At 66.5% G+C, this 25,940-nt stretch carries 28 protein-coding genes and 1 tRNA gene; 17 read left to right on the forward strand and 12 right to left on the reverse strand.

What is annotated here, in order from left to right:
- The first annotated feature begins 270 nt into the window (after window positions 1–270).
- Window positions 271–2,112, forward strand: coding sequence for a single-stranded-DNA-specific exonuclease RecJ (gene recJ, locus QX070_RS15160; protein WP_315737833.1), 1,842 nt, complete (start codon window positions 271–273; stop codon window positions 2,110–2,112).
- Between the two features lie 725 nt (window positions 2,113–2,837).
- Complete coding sequence (locus QX070_RS15165; RefSeq protein WP_315737834.1) at window positions 2,838–3,845, forward strand: serine hydrolase; 1,008 nt, start codon at window positions 2,838–2,840, stop codon at window positions 3,843–3,845.
- Window positions 3,846–3,966: 121 nt separating this feature from the next.
- On the opposite strand, the gene QX070_RS15170 is transcribed toward QX070_RS15165, so the two are convergent.
- Complete coding sequence (locus QX070_RS15170; protein WP_315737835.1) at window positions 3,967–4,368, reverse strand: hypothetical protein; 402 nt, start codon at window positions 4,366–4,368, stop codon at window positions 3,967–3,969.
- Window positions 4,369–4,663: 295 nt separating this feature from the next.
- Here QX070_RS15170 and QX070_RS15175 point away from each other — a divergent pair, with 295 nt between their 5' ends.
- Window positions 4,664–5,455 carry an NYN domain-containing protein gene (locus QX070_RS15175; RefSeq protein ID WP_315737836.1) on the forward strand — a complete coding sequence of 264 codons (792 nt, stop codon included), beginning with the start codon at window positions 4,664–4,666 and terminating at the stop codon, window positions 5,453–5,455.
- A gap of 190 nt (window positions 5,456–5,645) precedes the next feature.
- Here QX070_RS15175 and QX070_RS15180 read toward each other — a convergent pair whose 3' ends face one another.
- Together QX070_RS15180 and QX070_RS15185 are read right to left on the reverse strand one after the other, a co-directional pair.
- Entirely contained in the window at window positions 5,646–6,878 is a 1,233-nt protein-coding gene (locus QX070_RS15180; RefSeq protein WP_315737837.1) for a lytic murein transglycosylase, read from the reverse strand.
- 58 nt (window positions 6,879–6,936) lie between these two features.
- Window positions 6,937–7,482: a MarR family winged helix-turn-helix transcriptional regulator gene (locus QX070_RS15185; RefSeq protein WP_315737838.1), complete on the reverse strand. Its 546-nt coding sequence runs from the start codon at window positions 7,480–7,482 to the stop codon at window positions 6,937–6,939.
- Window positions 7,483–7,535: 53 nt separating this feature from the next.
- Here QX070_RS15185 and QX070_RS15190 point away from each other — a divergent pair, with 53 nt between their 5' ends.
- The gene (locus QX070_RS15190) at window positions 7,536–8,006 is read left to right on the forward strand and encodes a carboxymuconolactone decarboxylase family protein (protein ID WP_315737839.1); all 471 of its coding nucleotides are present in this window, start codon (window positions 7,536–7,538) and stop codon (window positions 8,004–8,006) included.
- Window positions 8,007–8,065: 59 nt separating this feature from the next.
- Window positions 8,066–8,248, forward strand: a complete 183-nt coding sequence (locus tag QX070_RS15195; protein WP_315737840.1) for a hypothetical protein — start codon at window positions 8,066–8,068, stop codon at window positions 8,246–8,248.
- A 96-nt stretch (window positions 8,249–8,344) separates the two neighbouring features.
- Here the strand turns inward: QX070_RS15195 and QX070_RS15200 are convergent, their stop codons facing one another.
- The 3 genes from QX070_RS15200 to efp form a co-directional block, all read right to left on the reverse strand.
- Window positions 8,345–8,608: a hypothetical protein gene (locus QX070_RS15200; RefSeq protein ID WP_315737841.1), complete on the reverse strand. Its 264-nt coding sequence runs from the start codon at window positions 8,606–8,608 to the stop codon at window positions 8,345–8,347.
- A gap of 62 nt (window positions 8,609–8,670) precedes the next feature.
- Entirely contained in the window at window positions 8,671–10,281 is a 1,611-nt protein-coding gene (locus QX070_RS15205; protein ID WP_315737842.1) for a M23 family peptidase, read from the reverse strand.
- Window positions 10,282–10,320: 39 nt separating this feature from the next.
- Window positions 10,321–10,887 carry an elongation factor P gene (gene efp, locus QX070_RS15210; protein WP_315712097.1) on the reverse strand — a complete coding sequence of 189 codons (567 nt, stop codon included), beginning with the start codon at window positions 10,885–10,887 and terminating at the stop codon, window positions 10,321–10,323.
- Window positions 10,888–11,025: 138 nt separating this feature from the next.
- Here efp and epmA point away from each other — a divergent pair, with 138 nt between their 5' ends.
- From epmA to QX070_RS15225, 3 genes are read left to right on the forward strand one after another with little or no spacing between them, the layout of a single operon-like run.
- Entirely contained in the window at window positions 11,026–12,075 is a 1,050-nt protein-coding gene (gene epmA, locus QX070_RS15215; protein WP_315737843.1) for an EF-P lysine aminoacylase EpmA, read from the forward strand.
- A complete protein-coding gene (locus QX070_RS15220) occupies window positions 12,072–13,166 on the forward strand; it encodes a lysine-2,3-aminomutase-like protein (RefSeq protein WP_315737844.1) in 1,095 nt (364 codons plus the stop codon). Before epmA ends, QX070_RS15220 begins: the two co-directional genes overlap by 4 nt.
- A 36-nt stretch (window positions 13,167–13,202) precedes the next feature.
- A complete protein-coding gene (locus QX070_RS15225; RefSeq protein ID WP_315737845.1) occupies window positions 13,203–13,460 on the forward strand; it encodes a hypothetical protein in 258 nt (85 codons plus the stop codon).
- A 48-nt stretch (window positions 13,461–13,508) separates the two neighbouring features.
- Here the strand turns inward: QX070_RS15225 and QX070_RS15230 are convergent, their stop codons facing one another.
- The 3 genes from QX070_RS15230 to QX070_RS15240 form a co-directional block, all read right to left on the reverse strand.
- Window positions 13,509–14,594 (reverse strand): 3-deoxy-7-phosphoheptulonate synthase, encoded by a 1,086-nt coding sequence (locus tag QX070_RS15230; protein ID WP_315737846.1) that lies wholly within the window; start codon window positions 14,592–14,594, stop codon window positions 13,509–13,511.
- A gap of 230 nt (window positions 14,595–14,824) precedes the next feature.
- Window positions 14,825–15,412 carry an HdeD family acid-resistance protein gene (locus tag QX070_RS15235; protein WP_315737847.1) on the reverse strand — a complete coding sequence of 196 codons (588 nt, stop codon included), beginning with the start codon at window positions 15,410–15,412 and terminating at the stop codon, window positions 14,825–14,827.
- Window positions 15,413–15,540: 128 nt separating this feature from the next.
- Window positions 15,541–16,569, reverse strand: a complete 1,029-nt coding sequence (locus QX070_RS15240) for a PrsW family intramembrane metalloprotease (protein ID WP_315737848.1) — start codon at window positions 16,567–16,569, stop codon at window positions 15,541–15,543.
- Window positions 16,570–17,345: 776 nt separating this feature from the next.
- Between QX070_RS15240 and QX070_RS15245 the strand changes: the two genes are divergently transcribed.
- From QX070_RS15245 to QX070_RS15260, 4 genes are all read left to right on the forward strand, one after another.
- A complete protein-coding gene (locus tag QX070_RS15245; protein WP_315737849.1) occupies window positions 17,346–18,494 on the forward strand; it encodes a PLP-dependent cysteine synthase family protein in 1,149 nt (382 codons plus the stop codon).
- Window positions 18,495–18,679: 185 nt separating this feature from the next.
- A complete protein-coding gene (hemA, locus tag QX070_RS15250; protein ID WP_315737850.1) occupies window positions 18,680–19,909 on the forward strand; it encodes a 5-aminolevulinate synthase in 1,230 nt (409 codons plus the stop codon).
- 140 nt (window positions 19,910–20,049) lie between these two features.
- A complete protein-coding gene (locus tag QX070_RS15255) occupies window positions 20,050–20,628 on the forward strand; it encodes a hemerythrin domain-containing protein (RefSeq protein WP_315737851.1) in 579 nt (192 codons plus the stop codon).
- A gap of 172 nt (window positions 20,629–20,800) precedes the next feature.
- On the forward strand, window positions 20,801–20,926 hold the full coding sequence (locus tag QX070_RS15260) for a hypothetical protein (RefSeq protein ID WP_315737852.1): 126 nt from the start codon (window positions 20,801–20,803) through the stop codon (window positions 20,924–20,926).
- A 274-nt stretch (window positions 20,927–21,200) separates the two neighbouring features.
- Here the strand turns inward: QX070_RS15260 and QX070_RS15265 are convergent, their stop codons facing one another.
- Entirely contained in the window at window positions 21,201–21,953 is a 753-nt protein-coding gene (locus tag QX070_RS15265) for a hypothetical protein (protein ID WP_315737853.1), read from the reverse strand.
- Between the two features lie 199 nt (window positions 21,954–22,152).
- Here QX070_RS15265 and QX070_RS15270 point away from each other — a divergent pair, with 199 nt between their 5' ends.
- The 4 genes from QX070_RS15270 (at window position 22,153) to QX070_RS15285 (ending at window position 23,514) form a co-directional block, all read left to right on the forward strand.
- Window positions 22,153–22,485: a Rieske 2Fe-2S domain-containing protein gene (locus tag QX070_RS15270; RefSeq protein ID WP_315737854.1), complete on the forward strand. Its 333-nt coding sequence runs from the start codon at window positions 22,153–22,155 to the stop codon at window positions 22,483–22,485.
- 215 nt (window positions 22,486–22,700) lie between these two features.
- Window positions 22,701–22,775: transfer RNA gene (locus tag QX070_RS15275), tRNA-Glu, on the forward strand.
- A 168-nt stretch (window positions 22,776–22,943) separates the two neighbouring features.
- Window positions 22,944–23,201 carry a PilZ domain-containing protein gene (locus QX070_RS15280; protein WP_315712079.1) on the forward strand — a complete coding sequence of 86 codons (258 nt, stop codon included), beginning with the start codon at window positions 22,944–22,946 and terminating at the stop codon, window positions 23,199–23,201.
- Window positions 23,202–23,244: 43 nt separating this feature from the next.
- Window positions 23,245–23,514: a porin gene (locus tag QX070_RS15285; protein WP_315737855.1), complete on the forward strand. Its 270-nt coding sequence runs from the start codon at window positions 23,245–23,247 to the stop codon at window positions 23,512–23,514.
- Between the two features lie 5 nt (window positions 23,515–23,519).
- Here the strand turns inward: QX070_RS15285 and QX070_RS15290 are convergent, their stop codons facing one another.
- On the reverse strand, window positions 23,520–24,161 hold the full coding sequence (locus tag QX070_RS15290; protein ID WP_315737856.1) for a glutathione S-transferase family protein: 642 nt from the start codon (window positions 24,159–24,161) through the stop codon (window positions 23,520–23,522).
- 267 nt (window positions 24,162–24,428) lie between these two features.
- Window positions 24,429–24,881, reverse strand: a complete 453-nt coding sequence (locus tag QX070_RS15295) for a VOC family protein (RefSeq protein WP_315737857.1) — start codon at window positions 24,879–24,881, stop codon at window positions 24,429–24,431.
- 591 nt (window positions 24,882–25,472) lie between these two features.
- On the opposite strand from QX070_RS15295, the gene QX070_RS15300 reads away from it, so the two are divergent.
- Window positions 25,473–25,775, forward strand: a complete 303-nt coding sequence (locus QX070_RS15300) for an HU family DNA-binding protein (protein ID WP_172109121.1) — start codon at window positions 25,473–25,475, stop codon at window positions 25,773–25,775.
- The last annotated feature ends 165 nt before the right edge of the window (window positions 25,776–25,940 follow it).

A 25,940-nucleotide genomic window follows, 5' to 3' on the forward strand; every position in this document is an offset into this window, starting at 1 on the left:
CGAAGAGGGCGGACAAATCGGACGTAATAATTGATTGAAATGTTACGGAGTTCGCCTAACGGCTGTTTAATGCACTCCATTGAACGCAGCTCGAATTTTAGGCAACCAGCCGTATATGGGCGGCATTTCCCTGATTTCCTGTGAGTTCCGCCAAGTTCTGGGACGATTCTGGTGGGTTTCATGGATGGAACCTGCTGAGGCAGGCCAGTTGCTGTAGATTCGACGGCGTCCGTTTCGAATCGCTGCGCTGCAAGCGAGGCCCCGCGCGTCATGGCACCATCCGCCCTTGCACTGCCCCTGAGCGCCCCGCAGGCGTTTCTCGGCGTGCGGCTGTCGCTGACCAGCAAATTGTGGCGCGACCGGCTGGATGCGCGCGGTGCGGCGCGGGCGCTGGCGATGGTGCAGCGCTATCAACTGCCGGAGATGCTGGCCCGGGTTCTGGCGGGGCGTGAGGTCGAGCTCGATCAAGTCAACGACTTCCTCGATCCCACCATCCGCAAGCTGATGCCGGATCCGTTCACGGTGACGCAGATGGAGGCGGCGGCCGAGCGCATTGCCGACGCCGCGGTCAAGGGCGAGAAGGTCGCGATCTTCGGCGACTACGATGTCGACGGCGCGACCTCGGCGGCGCTGCTCGCCTGGCACCTGCGCCATTGCGGGCTCGATCCGCTGATCCACATTCCCGACCGCATCTTCGAAGGCTACGGCCCGAACGTCGACGCCATCCGCGCGCTCGCGGCCAAGGGCGCGACGCTGCTCGTGACGGTCGACTGCGGCACCACCAGCCTCGAGCCGCTGGCGGAGGCGCGGCGGCTCGGCATGTCCGTGGTGGTGATCGATCACCATCAATGCGGCGAGGACCTGCCCGAGGTTAACGCTCTGGTGAATCCGAACCGGCCCGACGATCTCTCCGGCCTCGGCTATCTCGCCGCGGTCGGCCTGACGCTGGTCACGCTGGTTGCGGTCAATCGCGAGCTGCGCGGCCGCGGCTTCTGGAGCAGCACGCGCCCGGAGCCGGATCTGCTCAGCATGCTGCATCACGTCGCGCTCGGCACCGTCGCCGACGTCGCGCCGCTGATCGCGCTCAACCGCGCGTTCGTCGCCAAGGGCCTGATCGCGATGCGCCGGCGCGACCATGTTGGGCACACCGCGCTGATGGATGTCGCCCGGCTCAACGGTCCGCCCGAAGCCTGGCATCTCGGCTTCATGCTGGGACCGCGCATCAATGCCGGCGGGCGCATCGGCCGCGCCGATCTCGGCGTGCGGCTGCTGTTGGAAAGCGACGTCTCCGAAGCCGCGCGCATCGCCGCCGAGCTCGACCGCCTCAACAGCGAGCGCCGCGTCATCGAGCAGCAGGCCGAAGCGCAGGCCGAGGCCGAGGCGCTGGCCTCGCTCGGCCTGGAGGACAAGGGCGCCGTCATCGTGACGGCGTCCGAGGGCTGGCATCCCGGCGTGGTCGGGCTGGTCGCGTCCAGGCTCAAGGAAAAGTTTGCCCGGCCGGCGTTTGCGATCGCGCTCGAGCCGGGCGGCATCGGCACCGGGTCGGGCCGTTCGATTCCCGGAGTCGATCTCGGCAAGGCCGTCCGCCATGCCGTGGAGCAGGGCATCCTGATGAAGGGCGGCGGGCACGCGATGGCCGCCGGCGTCACCTTGCGCAAGGAGCGGTTGGCCGAGTTTCGCGCCTTTCTCGAAAGCGCGCTCGCCGCCGACGTCGCCGACGCACGGCACGTCAACGAGATCCTGATCGACGGCGCCATCAGCGCGCGCGCCGCGACGCCGGAGCTGGTCGCGACCCTCAATCGCGCCGGTCCGTTCGGCAGCGGCAATCCCGAGCCGATCGTGGCGCTGCCATCGCATCAACTGGTCTATGCCGACGAGGTCGGGCAGGCGCATCTGAAGTTGCGCTTCAAGTCCGGTGACGGCGCCATGGTGAACGCCATCGCATTCCGCTCGGTTGGCCAGAAGCTCGGCAACGCGCTGGTTCAGCATCGCGGCCAGATCCTGCACGTCGCCGGCACGCTCACCGTCGACCGCTACCAGGGAGTCGAGCGCGTGCAACTGCGCGTGCTCGATGTCGCCGTGCCGGATCATGGACCGGCGATGATCAGGTAGCGGCCCCAACACCGCGCGGAGGCAGGGACGACAGCGGAGTGCGGGGGGCCGTCGCGTGATTACAGGGCAAGTCTTTGTAATCCCGCCGCGCATCTGCGCTCGAGTGATGCTGGATCAAGACCCTCATCAGAGAAGAGAGGGCGCAGGGAATGCCGGGTGAAGGCCTCACCCATGGCCCGCCTGCAAACAAAAAGCAGGCGGCAGTCACCACAGGCAAAGCCGTTTCAACCGGCATTCCCTGCGCGGAGGTCTTAACGCTTATACGCGATCTCCCCGGTGTTCGGCTTGATAGCCACCGTCGTCTCCGGGATCATCATCACCCAAAGACTTGGCGCCAGCATCGGGGCGCCAGGACCACGCGATTTCACGTCCGCAACCTGCCGTTCGTCCGCGTACATCGAGCACGCTGCGACACGATCGCGGCCACCGCATCCCATCCTCCACGTTCGTGACGATCGCGAAGCGCCCCTCTCATGAGGACGGGACCGTCATATAATTTCCGATTTTCATAAGAATAGCAAGCGAAATCTTGCGCCTCCCAAAGCGGTTTCGGTCATCCGACTGACATCGGTGCGAGACATGACGTTCGCTTGCTGTGGCGTTGAGGAGCACGCGGCGACGGGACGTCGGTGTTGCAACCTGCCGCTCGTTCTTGCCAATTTGCCATCTTGGCGCACTGAGTCATCTTCGCGACGAGGGCGGCTGTCCGACAATGTGGGTGTTCGATGCAATATCTGTCTGGTGTCTTCGTGGTGCTGTTGCTGTGCTTGCCGTGGGCGCATGCCGAACCGGGCCTGCACTGGCAGACAGCAAACCCCAGCGAAAAGCCTTGGACCGCGGCGATTTCGCAGGAGGTTCAGCAGTTCGCCGACGCGCAGAAGCCGACGGCGATCATGGTGGTCAGAGACGACGAGATCATTGCGTCGTCGGGTGACATCGGCGCCAAGGTCAATATCCGGTCCGAGCGCAAAAGCCTCATCAGCGCCCTGTACGGCTTGGCGGTCGAGGAGGGCCGGATCAACCTCGACAGCACCCTTGCCGAACTTGCGATTGACGATCGTCCCGACGCCCTGTCGCCGACCGAGAAGACCGCGACGGTTCGCCAATTGTTGATGGCTCGTTCCGGCGTCTATCATCTCGCGGCCTACGAGACGCCGCGGATGAAGGACCTCCGGCCTGCCCGCGGAAGCCATCCGCCTGGCAGCTTCTGGTACTACAACAATTGGGATTTCAATGCGCTCGGCACGATCTATCGGCAATCCCTGGGCGACGTGTTCAAAAGCTTCGAGACGCGGATCGCGCGGCCGCTCGGCATGGAGGATTTTTCGACGAAGGATGGTCACTACCAGAAGGAGGACTCGTCCTCTCATCCCGCCTACGTGTTTCACATGAGCGCACGCGACCTCGCGCGGTTCGGCGTGCTCTATCTCAACGGCGGACGCTGGAACGGGACCCAGCTGATCCCGGCTCATTGGGTGACGGAATCGACGACGCGGCTGTCGGATACCGAGCAGCCTGAACGCGGCTATGGCTATCTCTGGTGGACGTACACGAAGGGCAGTCCGGGCGTCAGCGCCTTCTTGGCCAATGGCTATGGTGGGCAATTGGTCGTCGTCGTTCCGTCGAAGCGCCTGGTGCTGGTCGAGCTGGTCGATCTCGCCGTCAACCCGCATGGCGTCCGAACCCAGCGCGTCCTCGATCTCGTGAGCAGGATCAGCGCGTCGGTGCCGTGAGGAGCATGCGATGGCGATCGCGCTCGATCTGAGATCGGATCACGTCTCAGCAGGTGAGATCGAGCGTCCGTGGGATCGGGTCGCAGCGCGCGACACAGGGCTCCTCGACAACCGCGACAGCTCAGCGCCAGGACGGCTTCGGCAGATGATCGGGACTGAATTTCGGCGTCGGCCGGGGCGTTTGCGGAGGTGCGGCGTCGTCGGACGCCGAGAACAGCAGCAGCGCCTCGAACGGCACGTCGGGAGCTTCCGCGGCATAGCCGGAGCACGTGACGGGCGTGCCTCTGCAGCACCCTTCGAGGCTGAGCGTCAGCTCGTCGGGGCCGAACAGCGACGGCTGTCCCGGCGCGTGACGCTTCGTCTTGATGATGGCGGTAAACCGATCGCCATGCGTCTCGTAGCTGCCGGCATAGCTCAGCACGGTATCGCCGCCGCAGACCTTGCCGCCCACCAGCTCGACGATGCCGGTTCCCTGGCCTTTGGGGGTCCTGAACCAGGCCGAATAGGTGCCTTCCTTCATCATCTGCCGCAGATCCCATCGTTGGGTCGTCCGCATCGTTGTGCGAGGCAAATTAAGAGAAGGTGAAAACAACCGTCAGAACAGGCCTGGAACCCAAATTTGTTCGTGTACGAACGGAGGGAGCGTCAGCGGCCGGTCTTCGCGCAACCTGCCAGCCGTGCCGCGACTCGCGGAGTGCCTGGTTGCGCATCCCGTGGTCTTGCCATTCGTCTCAAGAAAATCATTCGGCTGGATGTCGGCCCGCGTATAAGGGCGCGTATAAGGGAATGAGAACTGGGCCAACTTTGAGGACTATCCGATGCCGTCCGAACCTCGCTCGCCGCGTCTTGCCGTTCTGATCGATGCCGACAATGCCTCGGCCAAGATCGTGGACGGGCTGTTCGAGGAGATCGCCAAGATCGGCGAGGCGAGCGTGCGCCGGATCTATGGCGACTTCTCCAGCCCGCGCTCCAGGCCCTGGGCCGACACGCTCGCCAGACACGCCATCGTGCCGCAGCAGCAGTTCGCCTACACCACGGGAAAGAACGCCTCCGACATCACGCTGGTGATCGACGCCATGGACCTGCTGCACAGCGGCCGGTTCGACGGCTTCTGCCTGGTGTCCTCGGACAGCGACTTCACCCGGCTCGCGGCGCGCATCCGCGAGCAGGGCATCGACGTGTTCGGCTTCGGCGAGCAGAAGACGCCGGAGAGCTTTCGGCAGGCCTGCCGCCGGTTCATCTACACCGAGAATTTGCGCAGCGACGCCGCGACCAGCAAGGACGCCGATACGGCTGCGGCACCCAAATCTCTTTTGCCCATCACCGCGGCGACGCCGATGATCAAGAACGTCATCACGCAGATGGAGAGCGAGGACGGCTGGGTCGCGCTCGGCGAGGTCGGCAAGCAGCTCTCCAACCTGGTCTCCGACTTCGATCCGCGCACCTATGGCTGCCGCAAGCTGAGCGATCTCGTCCGCAAGACCGGCGCGTTCGAGATCGAGGAGCAGCCGAAAGGCGGCTCGGTGCGCATTCGCGTCAGGGCGTCGAGCGCGTCGCAGCCCAAGGCGAAGGCGCCGAGGGGACACCGCGAGGCGGCGGCCAAGGCGTGACGCAAGCTGAGCGTCGCCGTTGCTCGCAACATGACGGACACGTAGGGTGGGCAAGGTAGCCGCCGAAGGCGGCAGCGTGCCCACCGTCGGGCGGCGTGCTCAGCGGTGAGGTGGTGGGCACGGCGCCACTACCAGCTCTCCGGTGGCGAGAGCACGGCCGCGCCTTTGCCCACCCTACATTTCTTCGCGGCTAGCCGCCCTGTCTGAGCTTCGCCAGCACCTTCAGGCCACCATAGCCGTCGGCCGGCTGGAGGCCGGCCTTGGCCTGGAAGTCGCGGATCGCCTTCATGGTGTCGTTGCCGACGCGGCCGTCGGTGCCGCCGGTGTCGAAGCCGGCGGCCGTCAGGCGCTTCTGCATCTCCTGCACCTCGGCAAGCGTCAGCGTGCGTTCGGAGCCGGGGAAGGGCTGCAGGAACGGCGGGGCGCCCAGGATGCGGTCGCCGAGATGGCAGATCGCGAGCGCGTAGCTCATCGCCGGATTGTAGGACTTCACCGAATAGAAGTTCGGGCCGAGCAGAAAGGCGGGGCCGCCTGTGACCGGGATCCAGAGCTGCGCGGTGGCATTGGGCTGTGGGAACGGCTGGCCGTCGGCGCGGGTGATGCCGGCTGCCTGCCAGGCCGCGTAGCTGCGGCTGCCCGACATGTTGCCGGACGCGCGCACCTCGTAGCCCCAATGTTCGCCGCGGTGATATTTGCCGCGGTTGACGAGATAGCGCGCGGTCGAGCCGAGCGCGTCGTCGGGGCGGCCGAACGGGTTGATCTTGCCGTCGCCGTCATAGTCGAAGCCGACGTTGAGCCAGACTTCGGGCATCCATTGCGTGTGGCCCATCGCGCCGGCCCAGGAGCCGCGCATCTCCTCCGGCGTGCTCCAGCCGCGATCGACGATTTTCAGCGCGTTGGTGAGCTCGGTCTCCCAATAGGCCTTGCGGCGCGGCTCGTTCCAGGCGAGCGCGGCGAGCGCCGGAAACACCGGGCGCATGTGGTTCTGCTGCACCAGCGGATCGCCATAGGCGGACTCGACGCCCCACAGCGCCAGCAGCGTGCCGCGCTCGACGCCAAAGTCCTTCTCGATGCGGGCGAACAGCGCCTCGTTCTTCTGCAGCGCGATCTTGCCGTTGATGACGCGCCAGTCGGAGACGCGACGGTTGATGTACTGCCAGAGCTGCTCCTTGAACTCCGGCTGGTTGCGCAACTCCTTGAACACGGTCATGTCGGGCTCGAGCCGCGCCATGACCCGGGTCCAGGTGGCCGGCGAGATGCCCTTGGCGAGCGCGCGGGCGCGAAAGCCGTCGCGCCAGGCCTCGAACTCGGCCGGGGCAGCCGCTGCCGGCAGGGCGGGGCCGAGCAGCGCGGCGGCACCGATGCCGGAGCGGAGCAGGGCGCGGCGGGTCATCGTATCGGGCTGTGAATCGGACTGAGTCATGGAGGGCAGTCTACCCGCTGATGCGGGCCGGCGGCAAAGCCCGGAACGGGCGGAACTTTCACGCTTGGTGGAGCTCGGCGGCGATGCGGGCCAGCCAACGGCGGATGGTCGCGAGGTCCCGCTTGCTCAGGTCGCCGGCGAGTCGCCGCTCCAGCGCGCTGGCGCGGCGCCGGGCCTTGGCGAGCAGAGCGAGGCCGTGCCGGGTCAGGGTCCATTGCAGCGCCCGGCCGTGCACGGGATGCGGTGCTCTCTGGATGGCGCCGTCGCGCTCGAGATTGCCGATGATGACGTTGACGGTCTGCGGTGTCAGCAGCGCGACGCGGGCGAGGTCGGCGCCGGACAGCCCGGGATAGGCCTTGAGCATCGTCAGCACCACGAATTGCGGATGGGTCAGTCCGGTCGCGATGAGCGCGCGGTCGAGCGACAGCCGCGCCGCGGCCTGTGCCTGGCGCAGCAAATAGGCGAGGTAGCCGTCCTCGCCGCGCTTGCCCTCGCCGGGCGATGGCGGGCGGGCCGCTGTCTTCGGCCGACGCGCGGGGCCGGCCTTTGCGGGGGCTGCCTTTCGCGACGCTCGCGAGGTCGTCAATTCCGGTGCCTTGCGCATATCATCAGAGCCCTGATAAGTTATCAGATATCTGATAACACGAGAGACAGACCATGTCACATGCGCGCAGCGAGTACACCACGTTCCGGAGCCAGGCGCCGGAGCTGTACGATGCCATCCTTGCGGTGAGTCAGCAGGCGGCCAAGGCCGGCCTCGACAAGCAACTGCTCGAGCTCGTCAAGATCAGGGCGTCGCAGATCAACGGTTGCGCGTTCTGCGTGCAGCATCACGTGCTGCTGGCCGAGAAGCTCGGCGTCTCCGCCGACAAGATCAATCTCGTCGTGGTGTGGCGCGAGGCGCCGCAATTCTCGGCACGCGAGCGCGCGGCGCTGGCCTTCACCGAGGCGTTGACCACGCTGCAGGGCGGCGTCAGCGACGAGGTCTATGCGCAGGCCCGGGCGGAATTCTCGGAAACGGAGCTGGTGTTCCTGACGTCGGCGATCGGCGTGATCAATCTCTGGAATCGCTACGGCGTCGCGTTCCGCTGGACGCCGGCGGAGCGGCCGGCGCGGGCGGCCTCCTGAGTTGCCTGGAACCGCGGCACGGCCCGGCGGGTTATGCGCGGGAGGCAGAGGAGGCGCGCATGACCGGGACGGACGAACCGCTCAAGCCGGAGGATTTTCCGCTGGAAGCCGACAAGGAGCGCGTGCAGCGCCAGGACGGCAAGCCGATCGCCACGACCAAGAACAAGGCGATGGCGCAAGAGATTGCGGACCGCCTCAATGCCGAGGAGCATCGTCGCGAAGAGGACAAGTGGTCGGCGTGACTGTTGACTGTCTCCCCGTCTTCTGTCTTCGCTGAGAGTTGCGGGAGACAGATGCCGCTTGCAATCAGCTCGAACGAATAAGCGCGCGTGCCACGCTCAAAACGGATTCGCCGGCTGCGCCCGCTTGGGGCCTTCCGGCTTCGGCTCGACTGCGAGGCTGGGGTCGGTCGGCATCACCCGCGCGCCGGCGGCGCGGGCAACCTGGCCGGTCGTCGAATGCCGTGCCGCCTCGGGGGACTTGATCTCCGGCGGATGCCAGCGGTCGCGCACCAGCATTGTCAGCGCGCCCACGCAGAGCAGCGCAATCGCGGCTGAAACGAGCGCCGGTCCGGCTCTGCGATGCGGGTTGGCTGTCATCATCTGCGATCCTCCGTGGCCAGACAACCCGGAGCGGTGGGCCCCGGTTCCGGGTCCGCCGGCGATCAGTTCCGGTCGCGCGCGGCGGCGGCGTCGGCCGCAGGTCCGAGCGGCGACGATCCGAGTGCCCCGGTGGTCGCCGGCGGCGACGCGGCGATCTCCTCCAGCCCGACCTCGCGGCCGCGGCCGCCGATCAGGCGTTCATAGGCTGCAATCAGCGTCACGTAGGGATTGACCCAGATCCAGCCATCGCGCGTGAACAGCTGGACGTCGAAATGCAGATGGCGCGTGGTTCCGTTGGGATGGTCGAGATAGTTCGAGACCACGCCGATCGGCTCGCCCTCGCGGAGGCTGCGGCCATTGAGCAGGCCGTCGGCATCCATCGCCGCGGGATTCATGTGCATGTAGCGAAAGCGGACGTGCTCGGTGCCGCTGTTGACCTGCACCGTCACGGCCTGCTGCCGGGTTGAGCGGATCACGACGCCGTCGCGCACGGCGAGCACGCGCTGCCGCCACGGGTTGCAGCCGTCGGCGCCGTCGCGGCGCACCGGGCAGGCGCCCGGCCTGAGATCCTGGCCCTGATGGCCGAAGCCGCTGGCGCATTGGCCGACGTTGAAGCTGCGCGCCTCGCAGAAATTGTCGCGCCAGGGATACTGGCTCCACGGCTGGTCGAATTTGTCGCTCGCGCGCCGGCGGCCGAACGACTGCGAATGCACATAGGCCGGCGCATCAAGGGGGTAGCGGATCTGCGAATAGACGGTGCGGTCGGCCCGCCCGCCCTGGCCGCGTCCGCCGCTGTTGGCGACGATGTCGCCAACGGGCCGATAGGTGAAATCGGCATCCAGCGTGACCGGGCGCTCGGCGGCGAGCGGCGCGATCTCCGGCGGGATGCGCGACGGCTGCCCGCCGGCGATGCGCAGTGCCTTGAGGAAGCGCTCGGCGATGGGATTGGCCTCGCGGCAGGCGAGCCGCCGCAGTCGCGGCGCGCTGTCGAGGCACTGGATCGAGACCACATAGGGCACGCCGAAGCGCGTGAAGGCGTAGCGGACATAGCCCTCGCGAATGAAGCGGCGCAGATCGGGATATTGCGCTGACAGCGCCTTGACGGCTTCGCCCTTGCCGCCCGCGGGATCGGCGACATCGTAGGTGAGGAGTGATCCGGTGATCTGGATCTCGACCGGTTTTGCGAAGACGCGCGACGGCAGGCCGGAGGTCACCTCCGGCGGCAGCGAGAACACCGCGTCGTAGCCGGACGGGCCGGCATCGAACAGGTCGGTCTGGAAGTCGGCCTGATAGCGCGGCAGGCCGCGCGCCGCGATGGCGGCGCTGCGGCGCGCGGCGAGATAGGCGGAGGCGTCGAACGGCAGCAAAACGGGGACCGGACTGCGTCCGATCCCCGTGAAGATGGTTGAGGTCACGCCGTTGAGCTGGACCAGCGCGGGCCTGCGCCGCGCATCGCCGGCCGAAACGCTGCTCCGGCGCGCCGGCGCGAAGTTGGCGGCGACCTCGGGCGCCGCGTTGAGCTCGGAGCGGAGCTGGTCCAGCGCCGCGCGCCAGTCGGCGCGATTGACGGTGACGGAGGGCGTCGTGAAACCATCCGCCGCGCGCGTTGGCGACGCGGCCAGCGCGATGACCGCCGCAAGGGCGGCGGCGATGATGGTGACCCGTGCCCCCAATTCCCCCCACGCCCCCCGGCGTCAGATCCTCGAGATGCCTCAGTCCTTGGCGCGCTCGCAGTAGGAGCCGTCCTCGGTCATGACCACGATGCGGGTGCCGACCGTGATGTGCGCCGGCACGCCGGTACGAACGCCGTTGGAGAGCACCGCCGGCTTGTAGGACGACGACGCGGTCTGGCCCTTGGTGACCGGCTCGGTCTCGACCACCTCCAGCGTGACCCGCTGCGGCAGCGTGATCGCCACCGGGACCACGTCGTGCATCGACAGCTTGACCGTCATGTTCTCCTGGAGATAGGCGGCCTGGTTGCCGACCACGTCCTTCGGCACCTGGACCTGGTCGTAGGTCTCCGGGTTCATGAAGTGGAAGCCGTCGGCATCCTCGTAGAGATACGTGAAGTTGCGCTCCTCGATCGTCGCCTTCTCGACCTGGTCGGTGGTCTTGAAGCGCTCGGAGATCTTCACGCCGTCGCTGATTCGGCGCATTTCGATCTGGCTGACCGGAGTGCCCTTGCCGGGATGGATGTTCTCGGCGGTGACGACGACATAGAGCTTTCCATCTTGCTCAATGACGTTACCCTTGCGAATAGAGCTGGCGATGACTTTCAAAGCTGTTTTCCTGACACTGAAAAAGGGGCGCCGGACTGGGCCGGGGCGCCGCGCGACGCGGAATGCGGTTTCGGGCGGCAACATACTGATTTTGTCCGGGGTTGCCAGTCTTTTGCGGCCCGAACGGGCGATCCCCTGATGTCCCGGGAGCCCGAGCCTTCGCCCTGGTGGTCGCCGCAGCGGCACGCCGACATCAGGCCGTTCCTGCTCGCCCGGGCCGCCATCATCCGCGCGCTGCGGGCCTGGTTCGACGAGCAGGGCTTTATTGAGGTCGAGACCGGCATCCTGCAGGTGTCGCCGGGCAACGAGACCCATCTGCACGCGCCGGGCACCGACCTGACGAGGCCGGACGGAACCCGCCATCGGCGGTATTTCCGAACGTCGCCGGAATTCGCCTGCAAGAAGCTGCTGGCGGCCGGCGAGCGGCGGATCTTCGAGTTTGCCCGCGTGTTCCGCGACCGCGAGCGCGGCGACCTGCATCTGCCGGAATTCACAATGCTGGAATGGTATCGGGCGGAGGCACCCTACGATGCGATCATGGCCGACACGGTCGTGGTGATCGCGCACGCGGCCCAGGCGACCGGAATCCGGCAGTTCGCCTTTCGCGGCCGCACCGCCGATCCCTTCGCAGAGCCCGAGATGCTGACGGTTGCCGGCGCGTTCGAGCGCCATGCAGGCATCGACCTGCTGGCGACCATCCGCGACGGCGCGGGCGACCGCGCGGCGCTGGCGCAGGCCGCCGCTGGCAAGATCCGAATCAGCGACGACGACACCTGGTCGGACCTGTTCAGCAAGGTGCTGGTCGAGCATGTCGAGCCGCATCTCGGGCAGGGACGCCTCACCGTGCTATATGAATATCCGGCGCCGGAGGCCGCGCTGGCGCGGGTGGCGGCGGACCCGCGCGTTGCCGAACGGTTCGAGGTCTACGCCTGCGGCGTCGAGCTCGCCAATGGCTTTGGCGAGCTCACCGACGCCGCCGAGCAGCGGCGCCGCTTCGAGCAGGAGATGGCCGAGAAGGAGCGGCGCTATGGCGACCGCTATCCGCTCGACGAGGACTTCCTCGCCGCCGTGGCCGCGATGCCGCAGGCGAGCGGCGTGGCGCTTGGCTTCGACCGCCTGGTGATGCTGGCGGCCGGCGCCACGAGGATCGACCAGGTGGTATGGACGCCGCCGGCAGGTGAGCGATGAACAGGGTCGAACGTCCGACGACATTGCGCAGCGCCGAGGATCTCGTCGCGCAGGGATTGGCTGACGCGGCGGACCAGCCGGCGCTGGCGCGCGTGGCGCAGCGCTATGCGGTGGCGGTGACGACGCATCTCGCCGACCTGATCGACGTTGACGATCCGAATGATCCGATCGCGCGCCAGTTCGTGCCCAGCATGGACGAGCTGAAGGCCGCGCCCGGCGAGCGCGGCGATCCGATCGGCGACGACGCGCATGCGCCGGTGCCCGGCATCGTGCACCGCTATCCCGATCGCGTGCTGCTCAAGCTCGTGCATGTCTGCGCGGTGTATTGCCGTTTCTGTTTCCGCCGCGAGATGGTCGGGCCCGGCAAGGACAACGCGCTGTCGGAGGAGGCCTATCGCGCGGCGCTGGACTACATCCGCGCACATGACGAGGTCTGGGAGGTGATCCTCACCGGCGGCGATCCGCTGATGCTGTCGCCGCGGCGGCTGAAGGAGATCATGGCCGATCTCGCCGGCATCGATCACGTCAGGATCATCCGTATCCACACCCGTTTGCCGGTCGCCGATCCCCAGCGCATCACGCCGGCGCTGGTCGAGGCGCTGAAGGTGCCGGGCGCCGCGACCTGGGTCGCGCTGCACGCCAATCATCCGCGCGAGCTCAGCCCTGCGGTTCAGGCGGCCTGCGCGCGGCTGATCGATGCCGGCATTCCCATGGTCAGCCAGTCGGTGCTGCTGCGCGGCGTCAATGACGATGCGGCGACCCTGGAGGCGCTGATGCGCGCCTTCGTCGAGATTCGCATCAAGCCGTATTACCTGCACCATGGCGACCTCGCGCCGGGCACGGCGCATCTGCGGACCACGCTGGCGCAAGGTCAGGCCCTGATCCGAACGCTGCGCGGCCGGGTGTCCGGCCTGTGCCAGCCCGACTACGTGCTCGACATTCCCGGCGGCTACGGCAAGGCGCCGGTGGGGCCGCAATACCTCACTGCCGATGAAACTGTTGAGCAGGATCATGCGGCAGGTGCGCAAACGCGCTATCGTGTGATTGACTATTGCGGCGAGGCGCACCTCTATCCGCCCGCCGCGGGATGAAGTGTCCTGCCGATTCCGCTGACACGGAGGAGCAACATGAAGAGACTTGCGATCGCGATGGGGCTCCTGATGGTCGTGACTGATGGCATCGCGCTGGCGCAGAGCGGCAGCGGCTCCTCCGCCGGCACCGGATCGAAGAGCGGCATGCCGCCGCAGGCGCCGGTCGGTCACCGCCAGGTCCGCCCGAGCGATTTGCCCAAGGCCGAGCAGGCCGAAGAAAATTCATTCAGCGGCATGACCAAGGAAGACCGCGAGCTCGATCGCAAGATCAAGGGCATCTGCCGCGGCTGCTGAGCGCGACCTGCGGCGCGCCCGACGCGCGCCGCTCATCGGTCGTGAGTGCTACGCCGAGCGCTCACGCGGCGAGTTGCGATGCGCCGCACGCCGGGCGGCGACGGCTTCGGCGAGCTGCTCCAGCACCTCCACCGTCGTGTCCCAGCCGATACAGCCGTCGGTGATGCTCTGGCCGTAGGTCAGCGCCACGCCCGGCTTCACGTCCTGCCGACCCGCCACGAGATGGCTCTCGATCATCACGCCCATGATGCGCTGCTCGCCTGCGGCAAGCTGGCGTCCGACGTCGGCGGCGACCAGCGGCTGGTTCTCCGGCTTCTTGCTCGAATTGGCGTGGCTGGTGTCGATCATCAGCCGCGCCGGCAGTCCGGACTTGATCAGCTCGGCCGAGGCCTGCTCGACATGGGCGGCGTCGTAATTGGGGCCGCTGCCGCCGCGCAGGATGATGTGGCAGTCCTCGTTACCGGTGGTCGCCGCGATGCCCGAGCGGCCGCCCTTGGTCACCGCCATGAAATGATGCGGATGAGCGGCCGATTTCACCGCGTCGGCGGCGATGCGGATGTTGCCGTCGGTGCCGTTCTTGAAGCCGACCGGGCACGACAGGCCTGAGGCCAGCTCGCGGTGGATCTGGCTCTCGGTGGTGCGCGCGCCGATCGCGGCCCAGGCCACGAGGTCCGCGATGTATTGCGGCGTCGTCATGTCGAGGAATTCGCATCCCGCCGGCAGGCCGAGATTGTTGACGGCGGACAGCACGCTGCGCGCGAGCCGCAGGCCCTTGTTGATGTCGAAGGAATTGTCCAGGCCGGGATCGTTGATCAGGCCTTTCCAGCCAACGGTGGTGCGCGGCTTCTCGAAATAGACCCGCATCACGATTTCGAGGCGGTCGGCGAGGCGCTCGCGCAAGGTGGCGAGGCGGCCGGCGTAGTCGATCGCCGCGTCGGGATCGTGGATGGAGCAGGGGCCGACGATGACCAGCAGGCGGTCGTCGCTGCCGGTCAGGATGGCGTGGATCGCGTTGCGCGCCGCCATCACCACACGGGTCGCGGTGAGGGTGCGGGGGATTTCACCCATCACCTCCGCCGGCAGGCTCAATTCCTTGATTTCCTTGATACGAAGATCGTCTGTGGTGCTCAGCATGGCGGGCTCCTGGGTGTCTTGATGGGCACCTGCCGGCAACAAAAAAGCCGCCAGGTTCTGGCGGCTCGTTCGGATATCTTGCTGCAATGTGTCAGATTGAGCGCGATCCTCCCGCCGCCAGCGAGCTGTCGTAGCTAAAGTACCAATAGAAGCTGGTGGCGGCGTTGATCATGGCCATCCTATAGCGGCCGCGCGGCCGCTTGTCATCCCGAAAATCGAGCCCCCCGGCGTCAGCCGTTGCGCGCGGCGAGCGCCATGCCGATCATCGACAGCCCGCCGAACAGCAGGTTGATGCCGACCAGCAGACCGATCGCCCACAACGCTGTGCCCGGCAGCCCGGAAATGATGATGCCGGCGATCGCGATGTCGACCACGCCCGAGATTGCCAGCCACGACCAGCGCCCGGACAGCTCGCGGCGGTGCTCCAGCGCATACATGATGGTGGCGACGCCCTCGGCGAGGAAATAGACGCCGATCACGATGGTCAGCGTTACCGTCCCTTGAACCGGCTGCGCCACCAGAATGATTCCGGCGATGATGGCGAGAACCGCCGACAACAGCGACCACCAGAAGCCCGGCATGCCGCGGGCCCAGAAGGTGAGCGCGAGCCCCGTGATGCCCGAGATCAGGAACATCCAGCCGAGGAAGATCGTTACCGCAAGGCTTGCCAGCGGGGTGAGGATCATCGCAAGCAGGCCGAGTACGGCGAGGAGGATGCCCTCGATCAGGAAGGCCTTCCAATGCGTGCGCACGGCTGCGCCCATTTGCGACCTCATGCGCTCGAGCTCGGGCGGAATCGTATCCTGCGGAAGGGTCATGATCGTCACTCCGGGCAAGGTCACGGGCTGGATGCCGCGTCCGCCTCCCACGCAGATGGTGAGGAACGACGGCCGGGACAAGCGCGTGATGCGCGTTTCGTTGCTCTGATGGCGCGGCGGGGCCGGGATTATGCCGTCGTCCGCATCCGGTTGCGGCCGAAAACATAGATCGTCGTCGTGACAATCAGAAGGGCCATGCCGACGATGATCGCGGTGAGGCCCAGCGGAACCAGAACGCCGGCGACGTTGCGGTCGGGGTTGAGCAGCCAATGCCGAATCGAGGTCAGCACGAATCCCAGCCCGACGAAGCCGGCGGCGCCGCCGAGCAGCAGCAGCGCCCACATCCTGCGCAGCTGGCTCAGTCTTGCCCGCGCCACCTCGGTGCGGGGCGTGTGGTGATGGGCGACCCGGCGCACCAGCCGTACGGCGAGGCCGATCGAGGAGAACCCGATCAGCACGCTGACGCCGCCGAGCCAGAGGCGCGCGGCGGTGTCGAGCGTCGACGCCCGCTGCAGCAACAGCAATGGATAGTCGAAGGCCGCATGCAGCATCACGGGAGCGGCCAGCACCAGCGCCCAGCTCGACAGCCGTGCCCCTTCGCGATTGTGGCGGTTGGCGCCGAGCGCCGTACTGGTGCGGGCGATCGCGAGATAGGCACCGGCAATGATGCCGAGCGCGCCGTGAAACGGCACGGTGAGCACGCTGCGCAGCACCGCCAACGAGCGCCACATCTCGGCATGCTGGACGAGGTAAGCGAGATTTTCATAGGCAGCAAAGCCGAGGCCTACGGCCGCGCCATAGAACACCGTGTCCATGGCGTTGCCGACCTGCCGGCGCCGCGACCATAGCGCGGCGATCACCGCGACCTTGGCGAGCTCTTCCGGCAAGGCGACGCCGAACAGGGCCCGGACCGCCTGGGCGATCCAGGGATTCTCCAATGTCAGCCCGACATGCTGGAACGGCATCCTGACAATGCCGAGCAGCAGCACGCTGGCTGCCCCGAGCAGGAAGGCGGTCCAGATCTTGAGCGGGGGGCCTGAATTGTCACCGGCGGCGACCACCAGCCAGAGGATCAGCAGCGCGGGAGCGATCGCCGCGGTGCCGATCACGGTCGCGAGGGCTTCGAGCAGGTTCATTTGCGATGGCAAGTAAGCCATGGTCTCCGATCATCCAATGCGGCGGAGCCGAACCGGCCCTCCACCGCCCGCGCGGGGGTGGATTTGACATCGGTCCGTGGCCGCACGGCAAGATCTACATGTCGGCAGAATGAGCCGCCCTTCAAGGGAAAGAACCGCGCCCTGGTGCTCGATTGGGGAGAGACCGTTGCAGGGCCGAGTGCAGCCGCGGTCGGCTGCCGCCCGGCTGGCCTCAACGGGGCCGGGAGGTTCTCGGCGCCGTCGCCTCGCCGCCGCGCACCGGGGCCTCCTGGCGCGGCTCGACCGGGGTCCAGGCGTCGGTGCGGGAGGTGGTTGGCGCCTGGGCGGTCGTCGGCGTTTCCACGCAGCTCAAGCGTGGCGTCGGGTCGGCCACACGCCGGCATTCCAGACCTTCAGCGAGAGCGGCCTGACTGATCGCGCACGCAACCAGAACAATCGAAAGAACTCTCATGGTGCCCCTCGGAGCAGGCGTGGGTCGCCCGTGATGCAGGCTCGACTCGGTCGTGCCGTTCGATGATGCCCAGCTTGGTCGCAAAAGCGTGCAAATATTTGACCATTCCCGCCGTCATTCAAAAGATTCTTCCGAAATTCACGCGTGCATTCCATGAGTTGCAAGCGATGCGAGCGTTTTCCGCTGATGCAAATGCGAAGCCGTTCGCTCCGTTGCGGCGCCAAGGCTCGGCGGCTGGCGCCGAACCGCTATTTGCCCCCAGCTTGCTCGGCATGGGCGGCCGGGCGGGCTTGATGTGGCGAAGGGATCATGGTCGGTTGCCGCGATGAATTCGCCGCCTTGGTCAGCTTCCGACAGAGCCCGTGGTCCACGCTATCGCCGTGGCTGGGTCGACGACGCCGTGTCGGCCATCGAGGCCGACCAGTGCCGGACCGCCGACACGCACTTGATCCGGCTGATCGTGCCCGCGCTCGCGGGCATCGACATCTACCTGAAGGACGAGTCGACCCATCCGACCGGGAGCCTCAAGCATCGGCTGGCCCGATCGCTGTTTCTCTATGCGTTGTGCAACGGCCACATCCGCGAAGGCACGCCCGTGGTCGAGGCCTCCTCCGGGTCGACAGCGGTATCGGAAGCCTATTTCGCGCAGATGATCGGCGTGCCGTTCTACGCGGTAATGCCGCGCACCACCTCGGCGGAGAAGATCGCCGCGATCACGCATTACGGCGGCAACTGCCATCTCATCGATGACGGCCGGTTTCTCTATGCCGAGGCGGCTGCGCTCGCGAGCCGGCTCGGCGGCCATTACATGGACCAGTTCACGTTCGCCGAACGTGCCACCGATTGGCGTGGCAACAACAACATCGCCGAGTCGATCTTCAACCAGCTGCAGGGCGAGCGCTGCCCGCTGCCGGAATGGATCGTGATGGGCGCTGGCACCGGCGGCACGTCGGCGACGATCGGCCGCTATCTGCGCTACCGCCGCCACCCGACGCGGCTGTGCGTCGCCGATGTCCAGCATTCCGCGTTCTTTGACGCCTTCTGCAACGGCGACAGCGCCCGGACGTGCGAACGGCCGTCGCTGATCGAGGGCGTCGGCCGTCCGCGCTGCGAGCCATCCTTCGTGCCGGGGGTCGTGGATCGCATGATGAAGGTGCCGGATGCCGCCTCGGTCGCGGCGATGAACGTGCTGACGCGGCGGCTGCGCCGGCCGGTCGGCGGCTCGACCGGGACCAATTTCCTGGCGCTGTGCCGGCTGGCGGCCGAGATGCGGCAGGATGGACAGAGCGGCTCACTGGTCACGCTGATCTGCGATTCCGGGGAGCGCTACCGCCAAACCTATTACGAGCCGCAATGGCTCTCCGCGCGCGGTCTCGACCCCGCGCCGTACGAGGCAGCTCTGTCTGCCTTCCTCGACACCGGTGCGCCGCTGCGGCTCGAGGTTGCCGATGCGGAGAACCCGCTGCGCTCCTGAACGCCTCCCGGGGGGCGTCGCGGACCGCGGCGCGCGGCATCCGGATGCCCGGCATCGTGCGCGATCCCTGATCTGGATCAACGAAGGACGCGCCGGATTGCGCTTTGGTCCGACCCCGAACAGGCCTCCAAGGGCGCGCCGGAACGCAGGTTCGGGACGCGGGCAGGGGAAGGACGGATCAGGTGATGAACTACGACAGCTATTTCGAGCGTGCCCTCGACCAGTTGCACCAGGAACGGCGCTATCGCGTCTTCGCCGATCTGGAGCGCCTCGCCGGCCGTTTCCCCCGCGCAATCTGGCATTCGCCGGAGGGGCCGAAGGACGTCGTGATCTGGTGCTCCAATGACTATCTCGGCATGGGCCAGCATCCGAAGGTGATCGGCGCCATGGTCGATGTCGCCGCGCGCATGGGCACCGGCGCCGGCGGCACCCGCAACATCGCCGGCACCAACCATCCGCTGATCGAGCTCGAGCGCGAGCTTGCCGATCTCCACGGCAAGGAAGCGGCGCTGGTGTTCACCTCGGGCTACGTCTCCAACGAGACCGGCATCTCGACCATCGCAAAACTGCTGCCGAACTGCCTGCTGCTGTCGGACGCGCTCAACCACAATTCGATGATCGAGGGTGTCCGCAAGGCCGGCAGCGAGAAGCAGGTCTGGCGGCATAACGACCTCGCCCATCTCGAGGAGCTGCTGCGGGCGGCCGATCCCGACCGGCCCAAGCTGATCGTCTGCGAGAGCCTGTATTCGATGGATGGGGATGTTGCGCCCTTGCACCGGATCTGCGATCTCGCCGAGCGTTATGGCGCGCTCACTTACGTCGACGAGGTCCATGCGGTCGGCATGTACGGCCCGCGCGGCGGCGGCATCGCCGAGCGCGACGGCGCGATGGCCCGCATCGACATCCTCGAAGGCACGCTCGCCAAGGCCTATGGCTGCCTCGGCGGCTACATCGCCGCCAATGCCAATCTGATCGACGCCGTCCGCTCCTATGCGCCGGGCTTCATCTTCACCACCGCCTTGCCGCCGCCGGTCTGCGCCGCCGCGACCGCCGCGATTCGCCACCTCAAGACCTCGCAGTGGGAGCGTGACCGGCACCAGGATCGGGCGGCCCGACTCAAGGCCGTGCTGAACGCCGCCGGGCTGCCGGTCATGCCGTCCGACACGCACATCGTGCCGGTGCATGTCGGCGATCCCGAGAAGTGCAAGACGGCGTCCGACCTGCTCTTGTCCGAGCACGGCATCTACATCCAGCCGATCAACTATCCGACCGTGCCGCGCGGCCTGGAGCGGCTGCGGATCACGCCATCGCCCTACCATGATGACGGCCTGATCGACGCCCTGGCCGAGGCGCTGGTCGACGTTTGGGACCGGCTCGGCCTTGCGCGGGCGCCGCAGGCGCTGGCCGCGGAGTGAGCCCGTCCCGCTGACCTGTCACATCGGCCAGTCAGTTTGATCTGCCGCAATGCCGCCCGCGCTCGCGCGGGCGTAGTCTTTTGCGTTCAGGGAAAATGCCGGTTCGGCAGGGCCCGGCCGGCGCACAGGCGAGGGCGGCCATGGCTAGGATCATCGAAGCGCTGCTGCAGGAGCACGAGAATCTCGAGAAGCTTCTGTCGGTGCTCGAGCACGAATTGGAGCTGTTCGATCACAATCGGCGGCCGGACTACGACATCCTGCAAAGCATCATCGCCTATTTCGAGGACTATCCGCAGCGCTGTCATCATCCCAAGGAGGAGATGATCTTCGACAAGCTGCGCGAGCGCGACCCTGCCGCGGCCGCAGCCTATGGCGACGTCGACGACGAGCACGAGACCGAGGCGCAGCGGCTGCGCGGCTTTGCCGACGCCGTGAACGCGGTGCTGTCGGACCAGGAGATCCTGCGCGAAAGCTTTCATGCCGCCGTGCACCAGTTCATCGACAGCCAGCGCGAGCACCTGCGCAAGGAGGAGACCCTGCTGTTTCCCGCGGCGCTGCGCGCCCTGAGCGCGGAGGACTGGGCCGACATCGATGCCCGCATGTCCGACCGCAAGGACCCGCTGTTCGACGGCGACGTCGCCGAGAAGTTCCACAATCTTGAGCGGACCATCCTGCGCTGGGAACAGGAGGCGGAGCAGGCGCGCGCCACCGCCGGCTGATGGCGTTTTGCCCAATTGCGCCCCGTGGCTGGTGGACTATAGTTCCAGTCGGGGCAGGCACTCTTTCGCGGAGCTGGCTATGGCCGCTTTGAACACTGGGCTCGATCCGGTCCGAGGTTCGTCGAATGCAGGGGGAGGGGCAGATGCGGCCCGGACGCCTGCGCAGGTCCCGATGGCGCAGCAGAGTGCCTTTGGCAGCCACGGCTACGACATGTATCCCCAGGAGCTCGTCCGGCTGTCGGGCTGCCAGGAGCAGGCGCTGCGCCGTGAGACGAAGCGCACCTTGCAACTGAGCTGACGGTCTTGTCCGATCTCGCCGATGGTCCTCGCGCTGCTTCATGGCCGGAACGCAAACCCGGGATCATGGTTGTAGAGCCCAGGATCGTGGTTATTCCGGCATACGTGCGTTAACCTGTCATTAACCAGATCGCGCGACCCTGTTCGCATATTCCCCAGGAATGCGACGGAACCGGACGGCCGGAGCCGGCAGTCGCGACAAGAGGCCGGCGGCGTAACGCCCGCCGGCCTTTTTGCGTGGGCGGGTCAGCTGGAATTGACACCGCACCCTTGCGTCAGTTGCGCCGCGCCAGCGAGCGCAGGAACCCCTGATATTCCTCATTCAATTCCATATCGACCGCGGGCGCGAGCCTCAGCAGGACATTGGCGATGAACGCCTGGTCGTTTCGCGGCTCCTCCAGCACCTCGCGCAGCACCGGGACGTTGTCCTCGATGTGATGCAGAAAGGCGACGCCTTTCTCCGCCGTCTCGGTCCAGCGCGCCCGCGTCCATTTCGCCAGCGGATACATGATCTCGTGGACGAAGTTCGACTTGCGCGCCTTCTCGAAGAAGCGCAGTCCGGCGCTCCAATATTCCTTGGCGCGCAGTGGCGGTGGCGGCAGATCGCCCGTCAGCATCTTCTTGCCGGCCTGGCCGACGAAATCGTCGAGCGTGGTCGGTGCATCGATCGTGGCGCGAAAGTGCCACAGCGCGAACGAGCCGGGAAAATCCTTGCCCATGCCGTCGAGCAAGGCGGTCTCGACCTTGTCGACCGCGGCCTTGTCGCCCTTCAGCGACGCCGTCATCGCGAAGGCGAACAGCGCGTCGTTGCCGACCTCGTGGACGCCGCCGTTCTGCAATTGCGCCGCCGACAATGCGGGTGTCTTGCCGTCTGCAGGCACCGTGGCCTCTCCGGCGCGCTGCGCCTTGATGAAGGCGGTGATCTCGAGCCAGCCCATGAGGTTGGCGATGAAGGCGTCGGGATCGACATGCACGATGGCGAGATTGAGCGGCTCCTTGCGTGTTCTCAGCTCGGTCATGTCGGTCATGTCGCACTCCGCCGCAACTCGCCGCCGAGCGGTCTGTCGCCTTTGCGACACGTCGGCTCGTTCGACCAGATCTGCAGGGCAGGCAGCAAGAAGGGTGCCACGGTCTTGTCGGGCTCGCGGGGTACAGCGCGGTCCGCGGAACGAGTTTTGCTCGTGGTCCTTCGATTGCGATGGTCGCAATGGAGCATGAGGCCAGCGAATGTTCACCCGCGTCTGCAAGGCCGACACCATCGACGAAGGCGGCATGCGCCTCGTCATCGCCGACGCCCAGCTCATCATCCTTGCCTGGCCCGACAATGGCGAGCTCAAGGCGTTCCAGGGCGTCTGCCCGCACACGGCGGCGCCGATGGAGGAGGCCGGCTTCGACGGCCGCGTCCTCAGTTGCCCCGTGCACAATTGGACGTGGGATGCTTTCACCGGTACGCCGCTCCACCCGCCGGAGAGCGCGCTGGCGCAATATCCGGTCAAGGTCGAGGAGGGCGTGGTCTACATCGACACGGACGGCATCTCCCCGCTGTTTGCGGCGCGTTGAGCATGGCTGGAGGAGGCGCGGAAAGACCGCCGAGGGGTGGCTTGCCCGGCCGGCGAAACGCCTCTATACGTTCGGCGCGCGGCACGGAATCACCGTCGGTGGTTCAGCCGACCTCGCAGATCATCGCCTCAAGCGGCTGATTTGCTGAAGGTTTTACCGAAACGTGCAAGCGGCGATGGCACCGGGACCTCGTGCCCTCTGGCATCGTGCGTATTGCTCCCTTCGTCTATCGGTTAGGACGCCACCCTTTCACGGTGGAGAGAGCGGTTCGATTCCGCTAGGGAGCGCCACTCCGCGCCGGCTTTCCTTACCCATCCCCCGATCTCGAAATCCACGGTCCGCGTCGAGATGCGGTCGGCGTGAGGTCTGCGCTCATGCACCGCAGGCGAGTACGTGGTCCGGTCAACCGTCCATTAGGGTCCTTGCCGTACTGCAGCGGGCGAAGCAGGAGCAGGATGATGGCCGCGCCCAAGAAGCGGGAAGCCCGCAAATCGATGAAGCAGCCGGCGTGGATCACGCTGGATGGCGGGTTCGCCGTGCGCCATTGCCTGGTTCAGGACATTTCCAGCGCCGGCGCCAAGCTGACCCTGCAGGACGCGGCGGCGCTGCCGGCGACCATCCGGCTCGCCTTCGCGCGCGACGCAAGAACGGGCCGCCAGTGCCAGGTGGTGTGGCGCCGCGGCGCCTCGGTCGGCGTCAAGTTCATCGGCAAGTAGGCGTCGCTATCGCTTCCCTGCGGCAGACGCGCTAACAAGCGGCATGTGTCGATCTCTCATCCTGGGCGCCATCGCGGCGCTGGCCGCCGTGACCGTGGCAGCCGCCGGCTCGCCGGGATCATCGCTTCTTGCGCCACCGCTTCCCGCGCCGAAGGCGGCTGGACCCAACAAGGCTGCACTCCGTTCAGGCGCCGCCAGCAACAATCCCTGCGCGTCCTACGGTGCCAACTTCGTGCGCGTCGAGGGAACCGATACCTGCGTGAAGGTCGGCGGCGCCCTGCGTGTCGAGATGGGCACCTCGACCAGCCGCTGAGGTGCTCACGACAGCGGCGGCGCGATGTGGCGGATGAAGGCCGGGCGTCGCGCGATCTCCCCGTACCAGCGCGCGAGGCTCGGCAGCTCCGGCTTGACGACACCTTCGACTCCGAACCAGCGCCGTGCATAGGCGCCGAGCGCGATGTCGGCGAGCGTGAAGCGCTCGGCCTCGACATGGCTGCGCGTGGCCAGATGTGTGTCGAGGATGCGCCACATCGCCGCGGCGTCGTCGGCCGCCTTCTGCAAGGCGGCCATGTCGCGCTGCTCCGCCGGCGTTCGCACCAATCCCCAGAACAGCGGACGCTCGATCGGCTGCACCGTCGACAGCGTCCAGTCCAGCCAGCGCTCCACCGCGGCGCGGTGCCGCGGCGTCGTTGGATAGAGCGGCGTGCCATCGCCATGGGCGAGGCAGAGATAGCGCATGATCGCGTTGCTCTCCCACAGCACGAAATCGCCCTCGACCAGCGTCGGGATGCGGCCGTTCGGATTCATCGCGAGATAATCCGCTTCGTTGTTGCGGCCGAACTGCATGCCCGCGTCGATACGGTCATAAGGGACATCGAGCTCGGCGAGACACCACAGCACCTTCTGCACGTTCACCGAATTGGGGCGGCCCCAGATCGTCAGTCTGTTGTCGGCGGACACGTCCGGCTCCTGTCTGGGCGAACGGCATTGCTAGCGAATGTTACGCAAAAAGCCCCGCTCGAAGCGGGGCTTTTCCGTCGAACGCGTCGTTCGCGGCGATCAGTGGCCGAAGAACAGCCACAGCAGAATGATCACCGGAATCGGCACGCCCAACAACCACAGTAGAATTCCTCGACCCATCTCGGCCTCCTCGAATCCTCTCCATCAATCGGAGCGACAACGCGAGGATGGCCTCGATGTTCCGGCAGGTGGACGAGTGCGAACGGCTCACCAATGTCCGGTGTTCGGCATCGACAGCCAGGGCTCGGCCGGCGCCTTCGGCTCGCCCTTCTGCAACAGCTCGATCGAGTGCAGATCGGGCGAGCGGATGAAGGCCATGTTGCCGTCGCGCGGCGGCCGGTTGATGGTAATGCCGAGCTTCATCAGCCGGTCGCAGGTGGCGTAGATGTCGTCGACCTCATAGGCGAGATGGCCGAAGAAGCGGTCCTCGCCATAGCTCTCCTCGTCCCAATTGTAGGTGAGCTCGACCAGCGGGGCGCCGCGCGTCGGCGGCAGGCTCTTCAGCAGGTGTTCATCTTCGGGTGCGCAGAGAAACACCAGCGTGAAGCGACCCTTGTCGTTGTCGATCCGGCGCACCTCCTTGAGGCCGAGCGCATCGGAATAGAATTTGAGCGCGGCGTCGAGATTGCGCACGCGCAGCATGGTGTGGAGATAACGCATCGTTTCTTCTCTCCCTGAACTCGAAGCGGATGCTCAACGGCCGCCTGCGGACGCCGATCCATAGCAGCAATTCGTTCGCCCGTGTATCGAGCCTGATGCTGCGGCGATGCCGGCTCGCGCGGATGTGCGGTGCGCGCGGCGACGCATTCGACGGGGCCGCGCGGTGTTGCGAGAGCCTCTCCGTATGCCAGCGAATCGCTGTTTTGGCAGTGATTCGCGGCAGGGATGAACGGGCGCGATGCGACCGCATGCAGGGATTTCAGCGTGTTTCGCCTGCAATGTGAGGCCAAAATCACGCAGGACCATCGAAAATGCCTGGAAATATAGGGGAAAATGAATCGCATGCTCCGTTCGATCGCCATCGCAGCTTGACTTCTGCGCGCTCCGTTGGAATTTTGGCGCCGCTGTGGGTGCTTCGGGGCCCCTTGAAATGCAGGAGAATCCCGAAAAATCGCGGGGTGATACGCCACCAGACGACTGAAGTCCCGGCTGTGCAATGCAGCCAGAATGCCCCGACCAGTCTGCGCAGCAATGCGCTGATAGCCGCGCAGTCGTCACGTCATTCACCGGTACCAATCACAAGGAGATACGATGGCTACCCAACTTTCCAAGTCGCAGCTGATCGAGAAGATTGCGACCTCGACCGAGCTGTCCAAGCGCGACGTCAAGAACGTCATGGAGACGCTCACCGACGTCGGCCACAAGGAGCTGAAGAAGAACGGCGTGTTCCTGGTGCCGGGCTTCGCCAAGTTCGTCGTCGTCAAGAAACCCGCCGTGAAGGCGCGCAAGGGCACCAACCCCTTCACCGGCGAAGAGATGATGTTCAAGGCCAAGCCGGCCCGCAAGATCGTGCGCGCGCGCCCGGTCAAGGCCGCCAAGGACGCGGTTGCCTGATCTGACCGTCAGTCACGGTCGTGATCACGTCAGAGGCCCCCTGAGAAGGGGGCCTCTTTCGTTGCGGAATGTGTAGGCTGCGGCGGGCCTGAGTGTCGCGTTCGCCGAAGCGCCGCCGGCGCGGATCGCGAAGTCTCGCGCGGGGAAAGCGGAAAACGACAGCAG

This window comes from Bradyrhizobium sp. SZCCHNR1093, assembly GCF_032381175.1.
In the GTDB taxonomy this organism is placed as follows: domain Bacteria; phylum Pseudomonadota; class Alphaproteobacteria; order Rhizobiales; family Xanthobacteraceae; genus Bradyrhizobium.